This window comes from Acinetobacter sp. YQ_14 (assembly GCF_043102985.1).
Taxonomy (GTDB): Bacteria; Pseudomonadota; Gammaproteobacteria; order Pseudomonadales; family Moraxellaceae; genus Acinetobacter; species Acinetobacter venetianus.
Genome location: NZ_JBICJJ010000021.1, coordinates 65,348 through 86,468, shown reverse-complemented (window position 1 = coordinate 86,468; position 21,121 = coordinate 65,348). Strand labels below are relative to the sequence as shown.

Here is a 21,121-nt window from a genome sequence, read left to right as displayed (position 1 = left end):
ATAAATCTGACCGCACTATGTCCAATTTCAATAAAACTTTATCGAAACGATTACGGCTCAATCATGCTTACGGACAACTGATTGCACTGATTTTAGTGCCGATTGCCATTTTGACGAGCGTGGGGACACTTTGGGTTTTATCTGAAACAACAAATGCAGCAAAACAACAGCAACGTTCTGATGCTTCAGCAATTTTAGCGCGCTATCACCAAACGGCAACTGATTTACTCCGACTCGTGCAAGAACGCCCAGATCAATATGATCGTGCGCAAAACATTCTGCAAAAAATGTTTGATGAAAAGAATCTGCAACGTGCGGTTTTAATCGACAACAAAGGTCAAACTTATCTCAGTGTTGGTTATCAAAATAACCGCTTCTGGCCAAGCTTTCCAAACAACAGTAATTTCTTTGGGCCAATCAAACATAATCACAACAGTATCTATGGCTCAAAACTAGATATTGGCAATCCCAACTCTGTTTGGCTCTTGATTGAGCTAGATAACCAACCGCTTGAGCTGGCACGCTATAAAATTTTACTTTCTTTAGTTGTGACAGGCTTAATCACACTTCTTATTTTATTATTTTGTTTAAATGTATTCTCACGTCGCTGGTTAGCACCACTCTACGAAATTCGTATGCAAATGCAGCGCCTTAATGCAGATACTTTAGATCAACATATTGTCGTCAATAGCACAGGTGAGTTACGCCTACTGCAAAGAGATATTGCCAATGTCGTGAAGCGTCTGCACTTTAGCTTTTTAGAATTAAAAGAACATACAGAACAAACGGAAGAAGATTTACGCCGTACTTTAGATACCTTAGAAGTTCAGAACATTACTTATCGTCAAGCACGTGACCAAGCGATTTCATCAAACCAATCAAAATCAGTATTTTTGGCCAATATCAGCCATGAACTAAGAACACCACTGAACAGTATTGATGGCTTTATTCACTTATTATTGCGTCAACAAAATTTAAGTAATGAGCAAAATCTCTATCTACAAACGATTCGTAAATCTTCTGCTCACCTATTAGCATTGATCAATGATGTATTGGATTTTTCTAAAATTGATGCAGGAAAATTAGAACTCGAAACCGCACCTTTTGATCTTGAGGAAGCCATCTTTGATGTGATGGATATGCTCTCTCCTCTAGCAGCGCAGAAACATATCAACATGGCATTCTACTATGCTGAAAACATCCCTCAGCATGTGATTGGCGATGCGTTACGTTTTAAGCAAATTCTCACCAACCTTATTTCTAATGCCATCAAATTTACACCAGACGGCGAAATCATTGTTCGTGTCCGTATGGAAGATGATGACATTGGCCAATGTTTACTACATTTCAGCGTACAGGATAGTGGTATCGGTCTAAGTGGCACAGACCGCAAACGTTTATTTGAATCTTTCTCTCAAGGTGATGCTTCCGTCACTCGTCAATTCGGTGGTACAGGACTCGGCTTAGCTATTTCTAAGCAACTTGTACACTTAATGCATGGTCAAATTGGCTTCGAGGATAACCAAGATCGTGCGCCAACGGATAAAGGTTCAACTTTCTGGTTCACAGCCCTATTTAAAGTTGAAGAAGAGCATGACTTTGTAGAGCATCCACATTTTGATCATTTGCAAGTGGTGTCTTATTTGGCTCACCCTGCAACTGCAAGCGTGCTACGCTCGTATTTAGAAAATTATCATGTTTCACATATCGAAACGCAGTCGATATTAGATTTATTTAGTCGATTAAATCATCTAAATCAACAAGAAAGCACTTGGCTGATCGTCGACCATAGTGGTGATACTGAAGCATTACTCAAAGAAATCCGCCAACGTTATAGTGGCAATTTAGCAGTTTATGGCTATCAAATGAGTCTTGAGCCAAACATGCTGAATGAATACCGCGCCCGCCCACTGTATCAACCATTAAGCCGTCGTGAATTAGTGCAGTTGTTGGGCAATCAACCCATCTTCGAACAAGAGCCAGAAGACTTTAATGGTCAAGGGTTACACATCCTTGCAGTAGATGATCATCTACCAAACCTGATCGTACTCGAAGCGTTATTAGGTGAATTGAATGTCACGACTACCAAAGCGCTGAGCGGTCAAAAAGCGATTGATATTATTCAAGAACGTATCGAACAAAATCTTCCGCCATTTGACTTAGTCTTTATGGATATTCAAATGCCAGTTATGTCTGGGATTGATACCACCCGTGCAATACGTTCATTAGAGTCGACTTTAGATACAGGCATGCAACTGCCAATTATTGCGCTTACAGCCCATGCGCTTGCTGATGAGAAACAAAAACTATTAAAAGTAGGCATGAATGATTATGTAACAAAACCAATCCAAATGGAGCAGATCATTCAAATTCTTACCCATTGGACTAAGAATAATTTTATCGCTCAACCCATCGCCACAGAGCAAAAACACCCAATCGAATCAATTGATCCACAAATTCTAAATTGGCAGCAAAGTGTCCAGCTTGCAGCAAATAAAGAAGACCTTGCCCAAGATTTATTGCGAATGTTAGTTGACAGCTTTGAGGGTGAACTCACTGAAATGCAACAACTGATCGAACTTGAAGACTTCCCTCAATTAGAGCATGTACTACATCGCTTATATGGTGCTACTCGTTATGTCGGAACACCAACTTTGCAACGTGTTGCGGGTGAATTTGAGCAATTTGTTTCAACCTTACGCAAAGAACGCCGTAAAGCAGATGAGATATTCATTAATGAAACCAATCATCGTTTTAATGAGTTGAATTTTGCGATTGAACAAGTCAGACAGGCAGCAAACCTCGTGCTATATGCTAATGAAAATTAATGTGACTGATGTGTCATGTTTCGCGATTAGGACTCATGCTATGCTGCCTCATCAAACACAATAAGAGTAAGGCAGATGGCACTTTTACGCGTTGAAAAGAACAATGGAATCGCAACAGTCTCTTTAAATCGTCCAGATAAACGTAATGCAATGAGCTTTGCTTTACTGAAAGAATTGGTTGCGACTGCAAAGAAAATTGAAAAAGATCGTTCAATTCGCTGTGTCATTTTAACGGGTGAAGCAAATGTCTTTAGTGCTGGCATCGACCTTTCTGATTTAAACAATCCAAAAAATACAGTATTTGCCGCATGGGAACTGATCAAACCAGGACAAAGCCTATTCCAAAAAGCATTCTTGATTTGGCAAAATCTGCCGATTCCAGTGATTGCGGCAATCGAAGGCTATTGCTTTGGTGCGGGTATGCAACTCGCACTTGCTGCTGACATTCGGATTGCAACACCGAATACTCAGATGTCGATTATGGAAAGTCGTTGGGGCTTAGTGCCAGATATGGGCTTAACTCGTTCATTGAAAGGCCTTATTGGTGTTGACTTAGCCAAAGAACTTACGCTCACTGCACGTATCTTTGATGCTGAATACGCTAAAGAAATTGGTCTGGTGACGCATTTGGATAATGATCCATTAGCAAAAGCAAATACGATTGCTCAAGAAATGCTTCAACGCTCTCCAGATGCCATTATGGCAGCGAAACGTGTACTTGATGCAATGGAACACCAACCAGAGAAAGCTTTACGCTTAGAAAAGCTGTGGCAACTTAAACTGCTGTTAGGTAAAAATAGCGGACTTGCACGTAAAAAGGATAAAAACCCTGAAGTGCAATTTCTCCCACGCCAATACAAATAAACAAAAAATCCATTCCTATAAAAATAGGAATGGATTACCTAATATTCAACAGCTCACTTTTCCAAGCTAACCCTTAATTCAGTAAAGGTTGACTAGCAATAGCGCATCAACTCTGCGAGACTTCTTTAGGACAAGAACAAAGCATAGGCAAACAGCATGAAAATCGACCAACAAACCCCTATCGCCTTCTTAGGAATGGGCTTAATGGGCACAAGGATGACCAGTCGTCTTTTAAAAGCTGGCTATACTGTTGCTGTATGGAATCGTAGCCAACATGCTTGCGACCCGCTCATTCAAGAAGGTGCACTCGCACTCGAACTTGATGAAATCGCAAAATATCCCGTGATCTTAACCTGTCTTGCCGATGATAAAGCTGTACAAAGTGTTTTTGCCCAAATTGAATCCTACTTACAACCCAATCAAATCATTGTAGATTTTTCCAGCCTCTCCGTAGCGGCGACGCTCGAACTTGCCCAAGCAAGTCAAGAGCAACAAGTCACATGGATTGACTCCCCTGTTTCAGGTGGAACACTCGGTGCAGAACAAGGCACTTTGGTGATCTTTGCGGGTGGAAATGCTGAGGCAATTCAACGTCTCAATCCTATTTACGATGTACTTTCCCAACGTGTCACTCGTATGGGTGAATCTGGAACTGGCCAAGCCACCAAAATTTGTAATCAGTTAATCGTGGCAGCAAATAGTACCTTAATTGCTGAAGCCGTTGCACTTGCCGATCAAGCTGGTGTCGATACCACATTACTTGCTCCAGCACTAGCAGGCGGTTTCGCTGACTCAAAACCCTTTCAAATTCTTGCACCACGCATGGCAACTCATATCTTTGAACCCGTGCAATGGAAAGTACAAACCCTCTCTAAAGATTTAAATAATGCTGTTCAACTTGCCAAAGGTTTTAACTTAAACATTCCTGTTGCACAAAAAGCTCTACAACAGTTACAAGCCCACCAAGAAAATGGCTTTGCTGAGAATGATTTAGCTACTATCATTCAATATATAGAACAATAATTTATGAAATCAGGGAGTTTGAAAATGAGCCAACTTGCCATCAACTTATCCATGATTTTTACTGAAGTACCGTTAATTGAACGTTTTGCTTTAGCCCACGCACATGGATTCCAACACGTAGAAATACAGTTCCCCTATGAGCTTGATATTTCGGATATACGCACTCAACTCGAACAATATAATTTATCGCTTGGTTTGATCAACGTACCAGCAGGCGACCTCATGCAAGGCGGAAATGGACTAGCGGGTGTACCCGGAAGAGAGCTTGAGTTTCATCATGCCTTAGAGCTTGCAATCGAATATGCAAATGCACTCAATGTACCTCGTGTAAACATCCTCGCAGGCAAACAGCCCTTGGATGCTGATTTACTGCCTTGCCTAAACACGCTTTCAAACAACCTTAAACTTGCTTGCCATATGCTCACAGAACAAGGCATTGAACCTGTTATTGAAATGATCAATGGCACAGATATGCCCCGCTTTTTGGTACAAAATATTGCACAAGCTCAAGAAATGCTTGAAGCTGTTAATCATCCAAAACTGAAAATGCAATACGATTGCTATCATATGGCAATGATGGGTGAAGATGTTCTGACAGGTTTGCAAGAAAATTTGCATCAAATTGGGCATATTCAATTTGCAGATTGCCCAAATCGTAATGAGCCAGATACTGGAAATATCCCATACAAGCAGATCTTTGACTGGTTATTGCAAAGTGATTACCAAGGTCTAATCGCAGCTGAATACAGACCAAAAACCCAATCAGATCAATCTTTTGCATGGAAAAATAAGTATTTTTCAAATGATGTGAATACATAAACTGTTACTGCTGAAATTTGAATTCCATAGAGAAAAACGGTATATTTGACAATGAGCAATTGTCAGGAAAATATACCCTCTATGAATTTAGAACCATCGCCCAGCGCTTCTAATTCTCACGACCTAAAAATCAAAACATCCAACAAAGATGTACATGCTTGTTTAAAAGTTGTACATGAAGCCCTTACTGATGTAAAAGCCAAAGATATCTTAGAACTTGATGTAAGTTCTATTAGCAATGTTGCCGATGCGATTGTAATCGCAAGCGGTACTTCAACTCGTCATGTCAAAGCACTTGCTGATAATGTTGCTGATGAAGCACGTAAAGCAGGCTTCCGCCCACTGGGTGTCGAAGGTGAACGTGATGCTGAGTGGATCTTAATCGATCTAGGTTATGTCGTTGTACATGTAATGTTACCTACTGCGCGTAAGTTTTATGACTTAGAAAGCTTATGGCGTGCACCAGAATCTGTAGCTTAAAAATTAGCTCAAAAAAAGCGACCGAATCGGTCGCTTTTTTATGCCTACAAAAACTGTTTTACATCTACCTCAGGATAGCGTTGCTTGATATCATTTTTAATCAGCGCATAGAGCTGATCAGCTTTGATCGGACCATAAAAGTCACAATAGATTGCATAAAGTACGGTAATCATCGGTGCATAATTTTGTGGTGAGAACTGTTGCAAAGACTCTCTCTCAGAACCAACGACATACCAATAATCCGCAAGCGATCGATGTTTCTTCATTTTGAGCTGTATTTCTTCAACAAACTCTAGATAATCATTTCGAGCCACAGATTTTAAAATCGCCATGACAAAATCATAGAATGCCTGAAATGAGTCAACGACCACCTCCCCTTGCTTTGGAACAGCAACGCTTTTGTCATTTTTAACTTTTAAGCGTTGCTGCTTTTCTACTACAGATATTTCATGCAATACTTGTCGTAACATATCTTTGCGCTGTAGACGCATCTCATCATTGGTGCAAATCTCACTCAGAAAACGATTTAAAACAAAAGAAGGTTGATTGCCATATTCACTTTCCCAATATTGCAAAACACGTTGTAAAACGGTATCAGGCATAAACTGAGCCAAGCCTTTCTCTACTGCTAATTTCTTTTGTTCAATGGTTAATTCAGCCATAACAAACGCCTCTTAGTGACGATGAGTAATGTTGTCAGTTTCAAACGTTAAATCACGCTGGAACTCTGGATAAGACAGCTCCGCATGCTCGGTATAGTCTAAACCGCGTTGTTCATGCTGTTGTGACACTCGAAGTCCACCGAGAACTTTATCCAGTACTTTGAACATGATAAATGCAACTCCAAAACCCCAAATAAATGCCGCACCAACACCCAGTGCTTGCACACCGATTACATTCAAATTAAATGGATTACTTTCCAAGAAAATCCCCGCTGCAATGGTTCCCCATGCGCCACAAACACCATGAACGGCGACAGCATCCACCACATCATCCAACTGCATTTTTTCTAAAAGCTGCGGAACAAATGTAATTAACAAACCTGCAAAAGCCCCTGTAATCACTGCATACAATGGAGACATGGTTGCGCATCCAGCCGTGATCGCAACCAATCCAGCTAATGATGCATTAATGGTGTAACGAATCAGTACGGCTTTAGATTGAATTAATGCAAGAATCATATAAGTCGCAGCAGCAGCACAAGCTGCCAGATGCGTATTCAAAGCAATTCGCCCAATACTGACTCTTGCAGAAACAGTCGAAGCTGCATTAAAACCAAACCAAGCAAACCATAAAATAAATCCACCAAGCGCAACTAAAGGTAAGTTATGCCCCGCTAAAAAGTGGCTTTGTCCCTTACGTCCAAATCTTCCTAGGCGTGGCCCTAAGATAATAATTCCAGCCAATGCCACCCAACCACCGATAGAATGAACAACCGTTGAACCTGCAAAATCAATAAAACCAAGCTCTTTTAACCAACCATCACCACCAAACAAGCCACCCCAAGCCCAACTACCGAATATTGGATAAATCACACCACTGACAATAATTGCGCTTACCACATAAGCCATGAAATGAATGCGTTCAGCCATCGCACCACTCGCAATCGTTGTCGCTGTAGCCGCAAACATCATTTGGAAAAACAGAAGATTCCAATGCCAATCATCTAAGGCATCAGGCATAAAATGACTTAAGCCCACCCAACCTGTTTGATTAAGCCCAAACATCAAACCAAAACCAAACAGCCAAAAAACCAATCCCCCGATACACATGTCCATATAGTTTTTCATGAGCACATTCACGGTGTTTTTACTACGTACAGACCCACTTTCAATCAGAGCAAATCCAGCTTGCATAAAAAAGACTAGTATCCCCCCAACAACCACCCAAACACTGTCTAATGAAATGCGAATTTCCTGAATATTTTGCACAGGTTCTGCTGAAGCCTGCGATGAGAGAAATAATAAAAATGGCAAAATTAAAATTATACTTTTCATAGAATTCCCCTAAAAAGATCAAGCAATTCAATGCAAAGAGAATGCCAAGATCAAAACAACTTCTTCTCAAAAATTCATTGATTTATTTTTATTCATCATAAAAAAAGCTGTGAAAGCACATGTTGATTATTAAAGGATTTTATCTAACTTATTTAACCATCTATCCGCTTGCAATAAGTTTTGACATGACAAATTGTCAAAATTAACGCACTATAGAACCGTTTTGGAATTCGACGAATAAAAAGTATCTCAGGAGTAAAAAATGAAAGTGCTAATTACAGGTGCAAACACGGGTATTGGGTTTGCCACCGCTGAGCAATTAGTGAAACAAGGACAGCATGTCATCCTCGCTTGTCGCAATACAGAAAAAGCGAAAGCAGCACAAAATCGTCTTCTTGCATTAGGACAAGGTAAAGTTGATACTGTTCAACTCGACCTCAATAGTCTCGATGCAACAGCCCAAGCAGCAGATGAAATCGCCGACCGATATGGTAGCTTAGATGTTTTGATTAATAATGCAGGACTCTTCGCCAAGACCAAACAGTTTACCCAAGATGGCTTTGAACAACAGTTTGGCGTGAACTATCTTGGGCATTTTTTGCTTACACACAAATTGATTCCTACTTTAGAACAAGCGCCAAAAGCTCGAATTGTACACCTAGCATCAATTGCGCACTGGGCTGGTTCGATTAAACCTAATAAGTTTCGCGCAGAAGGTTTTTACAATCCGCTGTTTTATTATGGTCAATCTAAACTTGCTAACCTACTATTCAGCAACGCACTTGCGGAACGGTTAACCAATAGCACAATCACCAATAATGCGCTGCATCCTGGTGGTGTTGCGTCAGATATTTATCGTGAATTACCAAAGCCTGTTTATAAAATCATGAAATTAGGTTTAGTCCCAACCTCTGTTCCAGCAAAGCTCATTACAGAAATGGCGACTGGTGATTCTTGGGCAAACCGAAATGGTGAATATGTGAGTGCTCATATGCCTGACTGGAAATCATCTCATGCTAAAAATCAACAGCTCGCTCAAGATCTTTATGAAGAATCAATGAACCTAGTAGAAAAATATCTTTAAATTATCTGCAATAAAAAAGCCACCCAAGGGTGGCTTCATCAATCCTGATAGGAGGTCAGATTAGTGACCACCACCATTGATTGCTTTAGTCATATCTTCAACAACTTTCTTCGCATCACCGAAGATCATCATAGTTTTTTCATTGTAGAACAAGTCATTGTCTAAGCCAGCATAACCTGTTGCCATAGAACGTTTGATTACCATGATCGTACGAGCTTTATGCGCTTCAAGAATCGGCATACCATAGATTGGTGAGCTTGGATCATCTTTTGCCGCTGGGTTAACAACGTCATTCGCACCGATAACCAATACAACATCAGTTGCTGGGAAGTCAGAGTTGATCTCATCCATTTCCAAGATGTCTTCATACGCTACATCAGCTTCAGCAAGTAATACGTTCATGTGACCAGGCATACGACCTGCAACTGGGTGAATCGCGAAGCGTACTTTTACACCTTGCTCTTTCAAGATTTCACATAATTCTTTTACCGCATTCTGTGCACGACCTTGTGCCATACCATAACCTGGTACGATCACAACGCTGTCTGCATTTGACATCAAGAAGCCTGCGTCATCTGCTGAACCAGAACGGTGATTACGTTGAACTTGAGCACCCTTGTCTGCTGTTGCAACTGTAGCCCCCCCCATCGCACCACCAAACAATACGTTGATGATTGAACGGTTCATTGCCTTACACATAATGTAAGAAAGAATTGCACCCGAAGAACCTACTAGTGAACCCGCAACGATCAACATATTGTTTTCAAGTGTGAAACCAATACCTGCCGCAGCCCAACCAGAGAATGAGTTAAGAAGTGATACCACAACTGGCATATCACCACCACCTACTGGTGCAATCCAAACCCAACCGAATGCAAGTGCAAGCGCTGTCATTGCCCAGAATGCAGTCATGTTACCTGTCGTGAAGAAGTAGAAACCACATGCAAGCATTGCAATGAAAATCGTTGCTTGAACAGGTTTAACCCATGCACCAGAAATCGTTTTTGCCCATTTTTTCGCAGCAAGTTTACCGTAAGCAAATACAGATGCTGTAAAGGTAATCGCACCAACGAAACAGCCGACAAACAATTCAAATAAATGAACCGCACTCATGTGAGCATGCTGAACACCAGCAGCACTTAAAGCAGCTTCGTTTTGTTCAAACAATACTGTTAATTGGTTGTTATGCAGAATTGCAGCAATCGCAATCAATACCGCAGCCAAACCAACTAATGAGTGCATCAACGCAACTGTTTCAGGCATTTGCGTCATTGGAACCGTTCTCGCACGCGCGATACCAACAATACCACCCAACACCATCGCACCAACGATCATCCAAACAACAGGATGTTCTGCAACGAAGAATGTGGTGATTACCGCAATAGTCATTGCGATCATACCGTAACGGTTACCTTGAATCGCAGTCTTAGGACCTGACAAACCACGCAACGTTAAGATAAAGAGGACTGCACCAACAAGGTAGAACCAATCCGCATAGTCTCGAATAAATTCCATCAATTAGCCCTCTTTTTTCTTTTGCTTCGGCTTGAACATTTCAAGCATACGAGCAGTTACAGCAAAGCCACCAAAAATGTTGATACTTGCCAAGAACACAGCAACTGCACCCAAAATGCTTACAACGTTTACGCTTTGGAAAGCAACGTTTGCATCAACACCAATCGCAGGCATACCTACAGTTTGAATCATTGCTCCAACGATAATGATTGAAGACAATGCATTCGTAACCGCCATTAATGGCGTATGCAATGCAGGTGTTACACCCCAAACAACGTAATAACCTACGAAGATGGCAAGGACGAAAATTGTAATCGTTTCAACCATGAGAACTCTCCTTAACCGCGCTTGAGCAGTACTTGACCGCCATGAGTCACGAGTAACGCTTTTTGGATTTCATCTTCTTGATTGAGTACAAAACCTTTTTCTTTGTCGAATAATGTCTCAACAAAGTTAAATACGTTACGTGCGTACAATGCAGATGCTTCAGTTGCAACTGTGCCTGGAATGTTTGGAATACCCAAAATCTTCACGCCATTTTCAGTTGTAACGGTCTCGCCTTCTTTAGAGCCTTCAACGTTACCGCCAGTTTCAACTGCCATATCTAAAATGACAGAACCTGGTTTCATCTTGGCAACAGTTTCAGCTTTGATTAAACGTGGCGCATTACGACCTGGAATCAACGCAGTCGTGATCACGATATCTGCATTTGATACCGCTTTATCTACAATCGCAGCTTGATCTTTAATGTATTGTTCACCTGGCTGCCAACCATATCCACTTTTAGCCGCTTCAGCAGCACGTTGCTTTTCTTCATCGGACATTGGTACGTCTAACCATTTGCCACCTAAAGACTCAACCTGCTCTTTTGCTGTTGGACGTAAGTCAGTTGCTTCAACAACCGCACCAAGGCGTTTTGCTGTTGCAATTGCTTGCAGACCAGCAACACCAACACCCATGATCACAACACGTGCAGGTTTTACAGTACCCGCAGCCGTCATTAACATTGGGAACATACGTTGATATTCAGCCGCAGCAAGCAATACAGATTTATAACCTGCCAAGTTTGCTTGAGATGAAAGTACGTCCATGTTTTGTGCGCGTGAAAGCGTACGAGGAAGTAACTCCAAAGCAAAAGCATTCACTTGCTGAGCAGCGAATTGGTCTAATTCTGAATTGCGGTAAGGGTCAAACATTGCTACTACAGTAGTATTCGCCGCAAGTTTTTGAATTTCTTCGCCTTTAGGGGCGCGTACTTTCAAAATAATTTGGCTACCTGTATATGCATCGTCCGTAATGGTTGCGCCAACTTGTTCATAAGCACTGTCAATATACGCAGCTTTAACACCAGCACCACGTTCAATGACAACGCTATGACCTGCGTTAATCAACTTTTTAACTGTCTCTGGTGTAGCAGCTACGCGGCTTTCACCTGCGACAGTTTCGGTTGGGATTCCGATCTGCATGAGCGTTCCTCAAGCTAGTTGTTCTTAAGTAAACATCGCGACTCGCAATGTTTCCCCCAGGAGTATTCTTTGTAGAAATTTGGATTCTAATGGAACTTTTTTAAAATTCCACCCAATATTTATTTAATAAATACCTATATTTTGAACTGATGATTCACTTTTCTTATTCAAACTTGTATGATCCGCAGGTTTGCCTTTTGATCAGCAAAACCAATTCATTCATATTGTCTTAATATGAAATTCTGATCATTCTCGATATCGATCCATGCATCGTTCTACTCTTTTCTTTCTAGCAAGAAAGATACAAGCGACATTTATTAAATAAACCTTTATTTCATCTGTATTGAAGATACTTTCAAACTAAATCCTTCTATTTGTCTTTAGCTGGTCGTTTGCATCGCAACAGATTCAAGGGCTGTTTTCGCATCATAATCATGCAGTTGTTAGGAGGGATTGGCTTATTTGAACTTTTATTGGTCTTTTCGGCGACATAGAGCTAAGCATTTCTTATTAATAAATCGAGCTACTATTTAAGGTAAAGTTATCTTTACCCATACTTTCAGTCGAATCCAAATAAAAAGTAAAAAAGAAATGTAAAAACTTAAAATGGCATTTTTTCAAGTGATATTTGTATGATTTCGTCCAACAAAACCAAGATAAATGCACAATATTGGTGCGTATTATTTATTCTCTATTCAACTTCTTCTTTCTTTTGATTGAGCATAAATAAAATTTCTTGAAAATGTGCTCCCATTGCCTCCTCTGCTAAACAGTCATCAGGATTTCTCAGTGGACATTGATCTAAAGAAAGACAGCCACATCCAATACATTGATCGAGCTGCTGGCGAAGTTGTAACAACATCATAATCTGTTGATCAAGTTGTCCCTGCCATTGCTGTGACATCTGCTGCCAGTCTCTTTTCGTCGCAACCTGCTGTTTAGGTAATGAACTAAACGTGGTTTTTATCTGCTGTAGACTAATACCAACCTGCTGTGCTGCTTTCACAATTGCGATTCGTCTGAGCATCGCTCGTTGATAGCGACGCTGATTTCCAGCTGTTCGTATTCCCCAAATCAATTGTTTTTCTTCATAAAAACGAATTGTCGGTACACTGACGCCGCTACGTTTTGCAAGTTCACCAATCGTCAGCCAAGCCTGAGGATGTTCTTTTTTCAAAATATGCTTGACCTCTAGTTAACCTGAGCTTTGATACTAACATAACTCAGATTTCAAAATGATGTAGAGCTATGAATCAAGCATTTAAAATCACAAATCCAAGTGAACTCTATAATCCACGTAGCAACGGTTATAGCCATATTGCAGTTGTACACTCCAATCAGCGCATCATTCATATTGCAGGTCAAGGCGGTGAAAATAAAAATGGTGTTCTTTCTGAAAATTTTGACCAACAGGTTCAACAAGTCTTTTATAATATCCAACATGCACTTAGCTCAGTTCAAGCAAAACATACCGATATTGCCGTTTTACGCATTTTAATTGTTGATCATAATCCTGAAAAACATCAGACCTTGATTCAAATTATGCAAAGCTTATGGAAGCATCATGCCTTCCCTGTTTGCACGCTCATCCCTGTCTCACGTTTAGCATTAGACGGTATGCTGATTGAAATCGAAGCAACTGCATATACCGCATAAATCAGTTATAGAGAAAATTTATGTCTGCTCCTGAAGATATTAGTCAAAATAAAGCCTTGCTTTGGTTTATGGCGGCAGCATGTGGTTTATGTGCTGGTGCCAACTATTATAGTCAACCTTTGATTCACTCAATCCAACAGTATTTTTCTGTGACCGAAGGTCAAGCAGCTCTCACCGTGACTTTTGCACAAGTCTCCTATGCACTCGGACTATTATTTATCGTGCCGATGGGTGATGTGGTGAATAAGACCAAATTTATTCCATTGCTTATGGCTTTGTGCGCAGTCGGTCTATTCATCAGTGCATTCTCTGTGAATCTCCCGATGCTGTGGGTTGGTACAATCATGGCAGGATTATTTTCTGTTGCAGCACAGGTGCTCATCCCGCTTGCAACCATGACCGTACAACCCGAAAAAACAGGTGAAGTGGTTGGCTTTCTGATGAGTGGCTTACTGGTTGGTATTTTACTTTCTACAAGTCTGGCAGGACTGTTCTCGAATTTATTTCATTGGAAAGTCATTTATGTGGTGAGTGGAATACTCATGTTGATTTTGGCCTATGCACTGAAAAGCCGACTTCCTTATGTAATGCGTATGAAGCTGAACTATGGTCAAGTTTTTGTTTCTATGGCTCAGCTATTGAAACAAGAAAAGCGCCTAGTGTTACGCGCACTTGCAGGTGGATTCGCTTTTGCAGCAGTCAGCATTTTATATTCTACAATTGCTTTATTACTGAGTTCAGCACACCACTTACCTGATTTGTTGATTGGTATGGTGACTTTAGTCGGTATTTTTGGTGCACTTTCAACTCAATATATTGGTAAATATGCAGACCAAGGTTATACCAAAAATTTAACTTGGATCGGTTGCGGATTATTTATTTTGAGTTGGATCTTTTTCTACTACGGTCAAACATTCCTTATCAGTTATATTCTTGGTTTTGCACTGATTCAGTTAGCATTAGCACTGGTGCATACCAGTAACCAAAGTATTATTTTCCGTTTACGTCCTGATGCAAAATCACGTATCAATGCCATTTATATGACAGCCTATTTCACAGGTGGTGCATGCGGTTCTGCTTTAGGTATTTTTGCTTGGAATCATGGCGGTTGGAGCATGACATGCCTAGCAGGAATTAGCCTTGTGTTTGCTTGTATGTTATTTAGCTTTTTAGATAGTTATTTCACTGTGCCGAAAGCCATCACCGAGTAAATAAAAAGCCAAGTCCTGAGACTTGGCTTTTTTTGACTTAAAGTTCTAAGTTATTGGGTTGAATAGCATCTATATCTTCTCTGGCTGCAATAAACTCAGGTCGAGGCTTAATGCCGCCTAAAGGTTGTTGCAATTGATTGTCAATACTATTGTAAACAAAGAAAATATTGCTCCGAGAGAATGGTGTAATATTACTATTTGAACCATGCATAAGGTTGCAATCGAAGAACACAACGCTTCCAGCTAATCCTGTGCAAGAGTGAATACCCCCCATATCAGCCAGATACTCTAATAAACTGCCATCTGGCACACCATATTCTTGCTTCTTCAAAGACTTTTTATAGTGCTCATCAGGTGTTTCACCTTGGCAAGAAATATAATGCTTATGCGATCCCGGGATCACCAATAACGGCCCATTATGTTCGCTATTATCTGTCAATAAAATCGAACAACTCAACGCGCGCATTCTCGGCATACCATCTTCACTATGCCAAGTTTCAAAGTCAGAATGCCAAAAGAACTCTTTACCGTGCAGACCCGGCTTATAGTTGATACGAGACTGATGCACATAAACTTCGCTACCAAGCAATGATCGTGCAACATTCAGTACACGTTCATCTGAAACTAAGTTTTTAAATACGTCATTCAAACGATGTACGTTAAAGATTGAACGTACTTCTTGGCTTTCTCTTTCGATAATAGCTTCTGGACGTTGCTGCACCGCAAAATCTTGCCTCATTTGATGCAATTCATCGAGCAAATATTTCACTTCTTCTGCACTAAACAAGTGATCTATCTGTAAGAAACCATTTTTGGCATAGTCTTGCTTTTGCTGCTCGGATACACCTTGTGTGATGCTTTCTTCATAAACCACAGGATCAACACGCGCCACAATTGCAGCCGAATCATTTCGTCGAGTTAGATAAGGATTACTCATTTGCATGATTAAGCCTCCTCCTCCACTTGTTTCATCATTTGTTCAGGTGTTGCATAAACACCATCTTTGTCGTGAACTTCTGTTCCAACCAATGCAGGATTAAAGGTACACACCAACACTAAATCCGTTTTTGCACGTAAATAGTGATTGTCATTTTTGTTCAAGGCATACAATGTTCCTGGTGTAATTTTGTAGACTTCACCAGAAGGGATCAGTTCGACCTCACCCTCACCTTGTACGCAATACACCGCTTCCAAATGATTTTTGTACCAAATATGGGTTTGTGTGCCCGCAAAAATCGTTGTTTCATGCATTGAAAAGCCCATACCATCTTCTTGTAACAATAGACGGCGGCTTGCCCAAGTTTCTGTTTGCACATCACGCTCAGTATTTAAGATATCTTGTAGTTGACGTACGATCATGAAACAGCTCCTTGTAATTTATTCATAGATTTGCTTTGAGTACTCAAAGTTTTAGCGTGAGCATCATCTTGCACAACTTGCTCAATCGCCTGAGTTAGCAGGTCGATCCCTTTTTCTAAGGTCTCATTCTCAATGGTCAATGGTGGAAGCAATTTCACCACTTCACCACGACTACCTGAGGTTTCAATCACTAAGCCTAGATTGAACGCTTGTGTTGTCACCTCATCAGCCAAATCAGGATTTTTAAAGGCAACGCCTTGCATCAACCCACGACCACGATGTGTGAGTTCAGCTTCAGGAAATTTTTGCACGATGTGTCTCAGGCGGCTGCTCACCAACTCAGACTTTTGCGCCAATTCTGTTTGGAACTTTTGATCTGCCCAGAATTTTTGAATGGCTGTGGTTGCAGTGACAAATGCAAGATTATTACCACGGAAAGTTCCGTTATGTTGTCCCGATTTCCAAATATCTAAGGATGGCTTAAATAGCACCAAAGACATCGGCAAACCAAAGCCTGATAGTGATTTAGATAAAGTCACAATATCAGGGTAAATCTCAGCTTTTTCAAAACTAAAGAAGCTTCCAGAACGACCGCATCCTGCTTGGATATCATCCACAATTAATAATATTTTGTGCTGCTTACACAAGGTCGAAAGTTTTTTAAGCCATTGCATACTTGCTGTGTTTAGCCCCCCTTCACCTTGCACACATTCCACAATAATCGCAGCAGGTAAATCCACACCACTACTTCGATCTGTGAGCAACTTATCAAGCATCGCGATGGTATCAACGTCATCACCAAAATAGCCTGCATAAGCAGCATGATGAACATTGCCCAACTCAACACCAGCAGCTTCACGAAACTTCTGATTTCCTGTAAGTGAAAGTGCACCTAAGCTGACACCATGAAAGCCATTGGTGAAAGCAATAATATTGTGTCGCTTAGTCACGTTACGTGCGAGTTTGATCGCAGCTTCAACAGCATTAGTCCCTGTTGGACCAGTAAATTGCAACTTATAATCCAAAGCTCTTGGCTTTAAGATGTATTGCTCAAAAGTCTCAATAAACGCTTTCTTTGCAGACGTCGCCATATCCAAACCATGCACAATCCCATCTTCCAGCAGATAGTCAATCGCAGCCTGCTTTAAGACTGGATTGTTATGTCCATAGTTTAATGTGCCTGCACCCGCCAAAAAGTCGATGTAGTGCTTATTTTTCTCGTCCACTAAAACTGCATTTTTTGCAGTTTTAAAAACTGTAGGAAAAGAATGGATATAGCCGCGTACTTCAGACTCTAATCGGCTGAAAATATTCATGAATCACTCCGAGTGAATGTAAAACAACAAGATCAACGTTTTAAAGGTTGATCAATTCCAATCCCAACGCCCCAATGTGTAGAGATCTTCAGGTTCATGTTGTGTTTCAAAAGGTTCTGGTTCTAAGGGTTGCAACGCCTGCTTTGATAAAAATGGACTGACTTTGCAATCAACATCAAAACGGGAAGCGAAACTGCGGAAAAGATTTTGAGAGGCTTTGTTACTTGGTGAAATTGTTGTTTTTAATCGTTTTAATTGGCGGGGTTCTAGGCATTGTTCTCTAACATTATCAAGGAGTAAGGAGCCTATGCCTTTTCCTTGTACCGTGGGCGAGACCGCAATCTGCCACAAGAAGTAAGTATCTGGCTCTTCAGGGCAAATATATCCCGTGACAGCACCACAAATTTGTCCCTTATGATCATAAGCAACAAAACAAGTATCCGTATGATGCTCAGCAAGTAATGCATAAGCGTAGAGTGAATTTAAATCCAAAGATGGGCAAGATTGAATCAAGGCATGAACTTCTCGCACATCTTGTGGCTGAAAGTTACGCACATTGTATTGATTCAATTGATGAATAATTGATTGTTTGGTCGAACGTATCGACTGTCTTGATAAAGCTTCCACGCTATCTCCTTTTGTATTTCCATACTCGGCATACTCAAGTTAAGTGTGGTATCAGAAAAGCTTTTGGGCTGTTAGAAATTAATCACATCTTTATCTGTATTATCTTGCTTTTTACTGGCTTTAATTTGGAACTTTTGCCTCTAATAACTGGGCAAACTGCTCTAACGAAATAACGAGACTTTGGCGCTCATCATTGGTTAAAGCTTGCAAAGCCAGTGAAAAACCTTCTGGTAATGCAGATGGTGATTGATCGAGTAATTGCTCACCTTTTGAAGTCAGGCTGACACGTACATGTCGACGGTCTTGTGTATCCCTCATACGCAATACCAAACCTTTTTCTTCTAGGCGATCAACGATTCCAACAACCGTACTTGGGCTAACAAAAATTGCTTTCCCTATCGCAGACATACTGCAAGGGCCAATTTTTGCAATCGTCATCAGAGCAACTAATTGTGGTGTCGTGATATGGTGAAGTTGAGACAATCGTTTGGAATAAAGCTCCACACATTGTTCTATCCGCCGAACACTTTGCAAAACACGTACAGCATCATCCATCTCAATCACGCACAAAAAAAGCTAAACACACTATTTTAGTACGTTGTACATGATGTTGTCTGTATTTTAAAAGAAAATTACCACGCTATTTATCGCTCTGAATATCTAAGCCAAATACTTTTCTTCCTGATCCCATGAGTGAAAATCATTATAGGGAGCGAATATTTTTTCTTCAAATTGATTGAGATGAAATAGTTTGAATTGAAACTATTATTATATAAAACAATTAAATTTAACCATAAAAATCAATGTTATAAAATTTATGTAATTTTATGTAATAGAACAAAATGCAAATTTGAGCAAATATTAATCTATTCAATATTCATGCCAGTATTGAATTTTTTGCTAAATTCTAGCATTCCAGTATAATTCAGCTCCTGCTTTTTTAATCTGTTTTCAGAATTTTCTGATTTATCGCAGTCACTTAAATTGATGTATGAAAAATGTTCTTCGGGCTCATATATTCAGCACATAAAGTTGATGGGTAATATACAGATCTGACTCTCCTCTCTTATTGATTCTATTGGTGTTCAAATGTCTGATATTCAAAATAATGTAGTCAAAGAAATACATCCTAGAATATCCGTTGCACCAATGATGGATTGGACAACCAAAGATTACCGTTTTTTTGCACGCCTATTTAATCCTAATATCGTGCTGTATACCGAAATGGTGACCACAGGTGCAATCATCTATGGTGGTGCAAATCGTCATTTAGATTTCAATAAACAAGAACATCCAATTGTGTTACAGCTCGGTGGTTCTAACCCACAAGAGTTAGCAACTTGTACCAAAATGGCGCAAGACTGGGGCTATGATGAAGTCAATTTAAATGTAGGTTGCCCAAGTGACCGTGTTCAGAATAACAAGATTGGTGCTTGTTTAATGGCTGAACCTAATTTGGTGGCGGACTGTATTTACAGCATGCAAAAAGCAGTTTCAATTCCAGTAACGGTTAAACATCGTATCGGTATCGATGACATGCAGTCTTATGAAGAAATGTTGCTTTTCGTAGATACTGTTGCAGCAACAGGTTGTACTCATTTCATCGTACATGCCCGTATTGCGATCTTGCAGGGATTATCTCCAAAAGAAAACAGAGAAGTTCCCCCGCTACGTTATGAAGACGTATACCGACTCAAACAAGAGCGTCCGAATTTGATCATCGAAATCAATGGGGGGATCAAAAGCTTTGACGAAACTCAACAGCATTTACAACATGTTGATGGCGTTATGATTGGACGTGAAGCCTATCACAATCCATATTTATTGGCTGAGTTAGGTCAACTTTGGAATTTGGAAGCACCGAATCGTTTTGAAATCATGCAACAAATGATGCCGTATATTCATCAACGTGTGGCCGAAGGTGCACCACTTTCAATTATTACACGCCATATTCTGGGCTTATTTCAAAACTTGCCAGGCGCACGTAAATGGCGTCAGGCATTAAGTGGTGGAAATGCCAAAACCATTCAAGACATCGAAACTGCAATGAGTAATATTCAGGCGGCAATGCAACGTACAGAAGACTATCTTCGAGAGCATCAAGCTGATTAAATCCCCATCAAATCTAAAGTGCCAACCTCATCACAGAGTGAAATATGATTTTACAAATCTTTAAATGCTGTGTTGCTGGCACTTAACCTCCTAATTATTAGAATATTATTCATCTGATTCTAGGTGTTCTATAACGGTGCAAACCGCATATCGTTATATTATTACATTAACTTTAAGATTTTTTCAGATTTATCGCTTACCATCTGTTTCGCCATAAATATGGTGCTCATTTGGTTTTAAAGATGCGATAGAGATTGTAGATGATTTACGATGTACCCTCAGTTGATCACAGCATGGTTCACACACCAACCCACATGATTGTGACCGCCCAAGACTCACCGAAACAACCATCAATCAATGTAAATAAGTTTTCTAAAAAACTGGTACATCGAGCATCGTATCGTAGTTCATCTCAATGTGCGAAGTATGTGCGTATTGCTTTACAAGCTGCTGGCGCAAAAATCACACAACATCCAATCGCAGCAGCGGATTGGGGTAAAACGCTACAAGAAATCGGCTACCAAAAAATCAAACCTGCTTTTGATAATCCTCAAGTTGGTGATATTTATATTATCAATCGTACTCAAAAACATCGTTACGGTCATATCGCAGGATTTACTGGATCACAGTGGGTTTCAGACTTTATGCAAACTAGTTATGACGTATATAAAGACAAAAATGTCACTTATACCTACTATCGTTTAGATCAATCCATTTAAGAATCCCAAAAATATATTGAGCATAGGTTTATAGCGCCAGTCCAC

General features: G+C 40.3%; 21 protein-coding genes. 10 read left to right on the top strand and 11 right to left on the bottom strand.

Features of this window, described 5'->3' with window-relative positions:
- The first annotated feature begins 17 nt into the window (after positions 1-17).
- The 5 genes from ACF8D3_RS10660 (at position 18) to rsfS (ending at position 6,014) form a co-directional block, all read left to right on the top strand.
- Positions 18-2,828 carry an ATP-binding protein gene (locus ACF8D3_RS10660; protein ID WP_392471464.1) on the top strand — a complete coding sequence of 937 codons (2,811 nt, stop codon included), beginning with the start codon at positions 18-20 and terminating at the stop codon, positions 2,826-2,828.
- Between the two features lie 75 nt (positions 2,829-2,903).
- Positions 2,904-3,692: a crotonase/enoyl-CoA hydratase family protein gene (locus tag ACF8D3_RS10655; RefSeq protein WP_392471463.1), complete on the top strand. Its 789-nt coding sequence runs from the start codon at positions 2,904-2,906 to the stop codon at positions 3,690-3,692.
- 156 nt (positions 3,693-3,848) lie between these two features.
- The gene (locus ACF8D3_RS10650; RefSeq protein ID WP_061392070.1) at positions 3,849-4,715 is read left to right on the top strand and encodes an NAD(P)-dependent oxidoreductase; all 867 of its coding nucleotides are present in this window, start codon (positions 3,849-3,851) and stop codon (positions 4,713-4,715) included.
- Between the two features lie 24 nt (positions 4,716-4,739).
- On the top strand, positions 4,740-5,534 hold the full coding sequence (locus tag ACF8D3_RS10645) for a hydroxypyruvate isomerase family protein (protein WP_004881744.1): 795 nt from the start codon (positions 4,740-4,742) through the stop codon (positions 5,532-5,534).
- Positions 5,535-5,615: 81 nt separating this feature from the next.
- Entirely contained in the window at positions 5,616-6,014 is a 399-nt protein-coding gene (gene rsfS, locus ACF8D3_RS10640) for a ribosome silencing factor (protein WP_004881741.1), read from the top strand.
- Between the two features lie 44 nt (positions 6,015-6,058).
- Here the strand turns inward: rsfS and ACF8D3_RS10635 are convergent, their stop codons facing one another.
- Positions 6,059-6,676, bottom strand: coding sequence for a hypothetical protein (locus tag ACF8D3_RS10635; RefSeq protein WP_392471462.1), 618 nt, complete (start codon positions 6,674-6,676; stop codon positions 6,059-6,061).
- 12 nt (positions 6,677-6,688) lie between these two features.
- The gene (locus tag ACF8D3_RS10630; protein ID WP_392471461.1) at positions 6,689-8,011 is read right to left on the bottom strand and encodes an ammonium transporter; all 1,323 of its coding nucleotides are present in this window, start codon (positions 8,009-8,011) and stop codon (positions 6,689-6,691) included.
- Positions 8,012-8,273: 262 nt separating this feature from the next.
- On the opposite strand from ACF8D3_RS10630, the gene ACF8D3_RS10625 reads away from it, so the two are divergent.
- Positions 8,274-9,095 carry an SDR family NAD(P)-dependent oxidoreductase gene (locus ACF8D3_RS10625; RefSeq protein ID WP_392471459.1) on the top strand — a complete coding sequence of 274 codons (822 nt, stop codon included), beginning with the start codon at positions 8,274-8,276 and terminating at the stop codon, positions 9,093-9,095.
- Between the two features lie 60 nt (positions 9,096-9,155).
- Here ACF8D3_RS10625 and ACF8D3_RS10620 read toward each other — a convergent pair whose 3' ends face one another.
- The 4 genes from ACF8D3_RS10620 to soxR all read right to left on the bottom strand — a co-directional run bounded on the left by ACF8D3_RS10620 (position 9,156) and on the right by soxR (position 13,253).
- Positions 9,156-10,610: an NAD(P)(+) transhydrogenase (Re/Si-specific) subunit beta gene (locus ACF8D3_RS10620; protein WP_392471457.1), complete on the bottom strand. Its 1,455-nt coding sequence runs from the start codon at positions 10,608-10,610 to the stop codon at positions 9,156-9,158.
- Between the two features lie 3 nt (positions 10,611-10,613).
- Complete coding sequence (locus ACF8D3_RS10615; RefSeq protein WP_004881735.1) at positions 10,614-10,937, bottom strand: proton-translocating transhydrogenase family protein; 324 nt, start codon at positions 10,935-10,937, stop codon at positions 10,614-10,616.
- Between the two features lie 11 nt (positions 10,938-10,948).
- A complete protein-coding gene (locus ACF8D3_RS10610) occupies positions 10,949-12,076 on the bottom strand; it encodes a Re/Si-specific NAD(P)(+) transhydrogenase subunit alpha (protein WP_004881734.1) in 1,128 nt (375 codons plus the stop codon).
- A 691-nt stretch (positions 12,077-12,767) separates the two neighbouring features.
- Positions 12,768-13,253: a redox-sensitive transcriptional activator SoxR gene (soxR, locus tag ACF8D3_RS10605; RefSeq protein ID WP_061518010.1), complete on the bottom strand. Its 486-nt coding sequence runs from the start codon at positions 13,251-13,253 to the stop codon at positions 12,768-12,770.
- A gap of 71 nt (positions 13,254-13,324) precedes the next feature.
- Between soxR and ACF8D3_RS10600 the strand changes: the two genes are divergently transcribed.
- Together ACF8D3_RS10600 and ACF8D3_RS10595 are read left to right on the top strand one after the other, a co-directional pair.
- Positions 13,325-13,732, top strand: a complete 408-nt coding sequence (locus ACF8D3_RS10600) for a RidA family protein (protein WP_392471456.1) — start codon at positions 13,325-13,327, stop codon at positions 13,730-13,732.
- Positions 13,733-13,752: 20 nt separating this feature from the next.
- On the top strand, positions 13,753-14,943 hold the full coding sequence (locus tag ACF8D3_RS10595) for an MFS transporter (protein ID WP_061396894.1): 1,191 nt from the start codon (positions 13,753-13,755) through the stop codon (positions 14,941-14,943).
- 37 nt (positions 14,944-14,980) lie between these two features.
- Here ACF8D3_RS10595 and thpD read toward each other — a convergent pair whose 3' ends face one another.
- The 5 genes from thpD to ACF8D3_RS10570 all read right to left on the bottom strand — a co-directional run bounded on the left by thpD (position 14,981) and on the right by ACF8D3_RS10570 (position 18,800).
- Positions 14,981-15,886, bottom strand: coding sequence for an ectoine hydroxylase (gene thpD / locus ACF8D3_RS10590; protein WP_061396893.1), 906 nt, complete (start codon positions 15,884-15,886; stop codon positions 14,981-14,983).
- A 2-nt stretch (positions 15,887-15,888) separates the two neighbouring features.
- The gene (locus ACF8D3_RS10585; protein WP_004881729.1) at positions 15,889-16,302 is read right to left on the bottom strand and encodes an ectoine synthase; all 414 of its coding nucleotides are present in this window, start codon (positions 16,300-16,302) and stop codon (positions 15,889-15,891) included.
- Positions 16,299-17,618, bottom strand: a complete 1,320-nt coding sequence (ectB, locus tag ACF8D3_RS10580; protein ID WP_392471453.1) for a diaminobutyrate--2-oxoglutarate transaminase — start codon at positions 17,616-17,618, stop codon at positions 16,299-16,301. The genes ACF8D3_RS10585 and ectB overlap by 4 nt, the downstream gene beginning before the upstream one ends.
- A 51-nt stretch (positions 17,619-17,669) precedes the next feature.
- Complete coding sequence (ectA, locus tag ACF8D3_RS10575; RefSeq protein WP_004881727.1) at positions 17,670-18,245, bottom strand: diaminobutyrate acetyltransferase; 576 nt, start codon at positions 18,243-18,245, stop codon at positions 17,670-17,672.
- Between the two features lie 120 nt (positions 18,246-18,365).
- On the bottom strand, positions 18,366-18,800 hold the full coding sequence (locus tag ACF8D3_RS10570) for a MarR family winged helix-turn-helix transcriptional regulator (RefSeq protein ID WP_004881726.1): 435 nt from the start codon (positions 18,798-18,800) through the stop codon (positions 18,366-18,368).
- A gap of 534 nt (positions 18,801-19,334) precedes the next feature.
- Here ACF8D3_RS10570 and dusA point away from each other — a divergent pair.
- Positions 19,335-20,357: a tRNA dihydrouridine(20/20a) synthase DusA gene (gene dusA / locus ACF8D3_RS10565; RefSeq protein ID WP_392471451.1), complete on the top strand. Its 1,023-nt coding sequence runs from the start codon at positions 19,335-19,337 to the stop codon at positions 20,355-20,357.
- A 260-nt stretch (positions 20,358-20,617) separates the two neighbouring features.
- A complete protein-coding gene (locus tag ACF8D3_RS10560; protein ID WP_004881724.1) occupies positions 20,618-21,076 on the top strand; it encodes a CHAP domain-containing protein in 459 nt (152 codons plus the stop codon).
- Positions 21,077-21,121 lie beyond the last annotated feature (45 nt).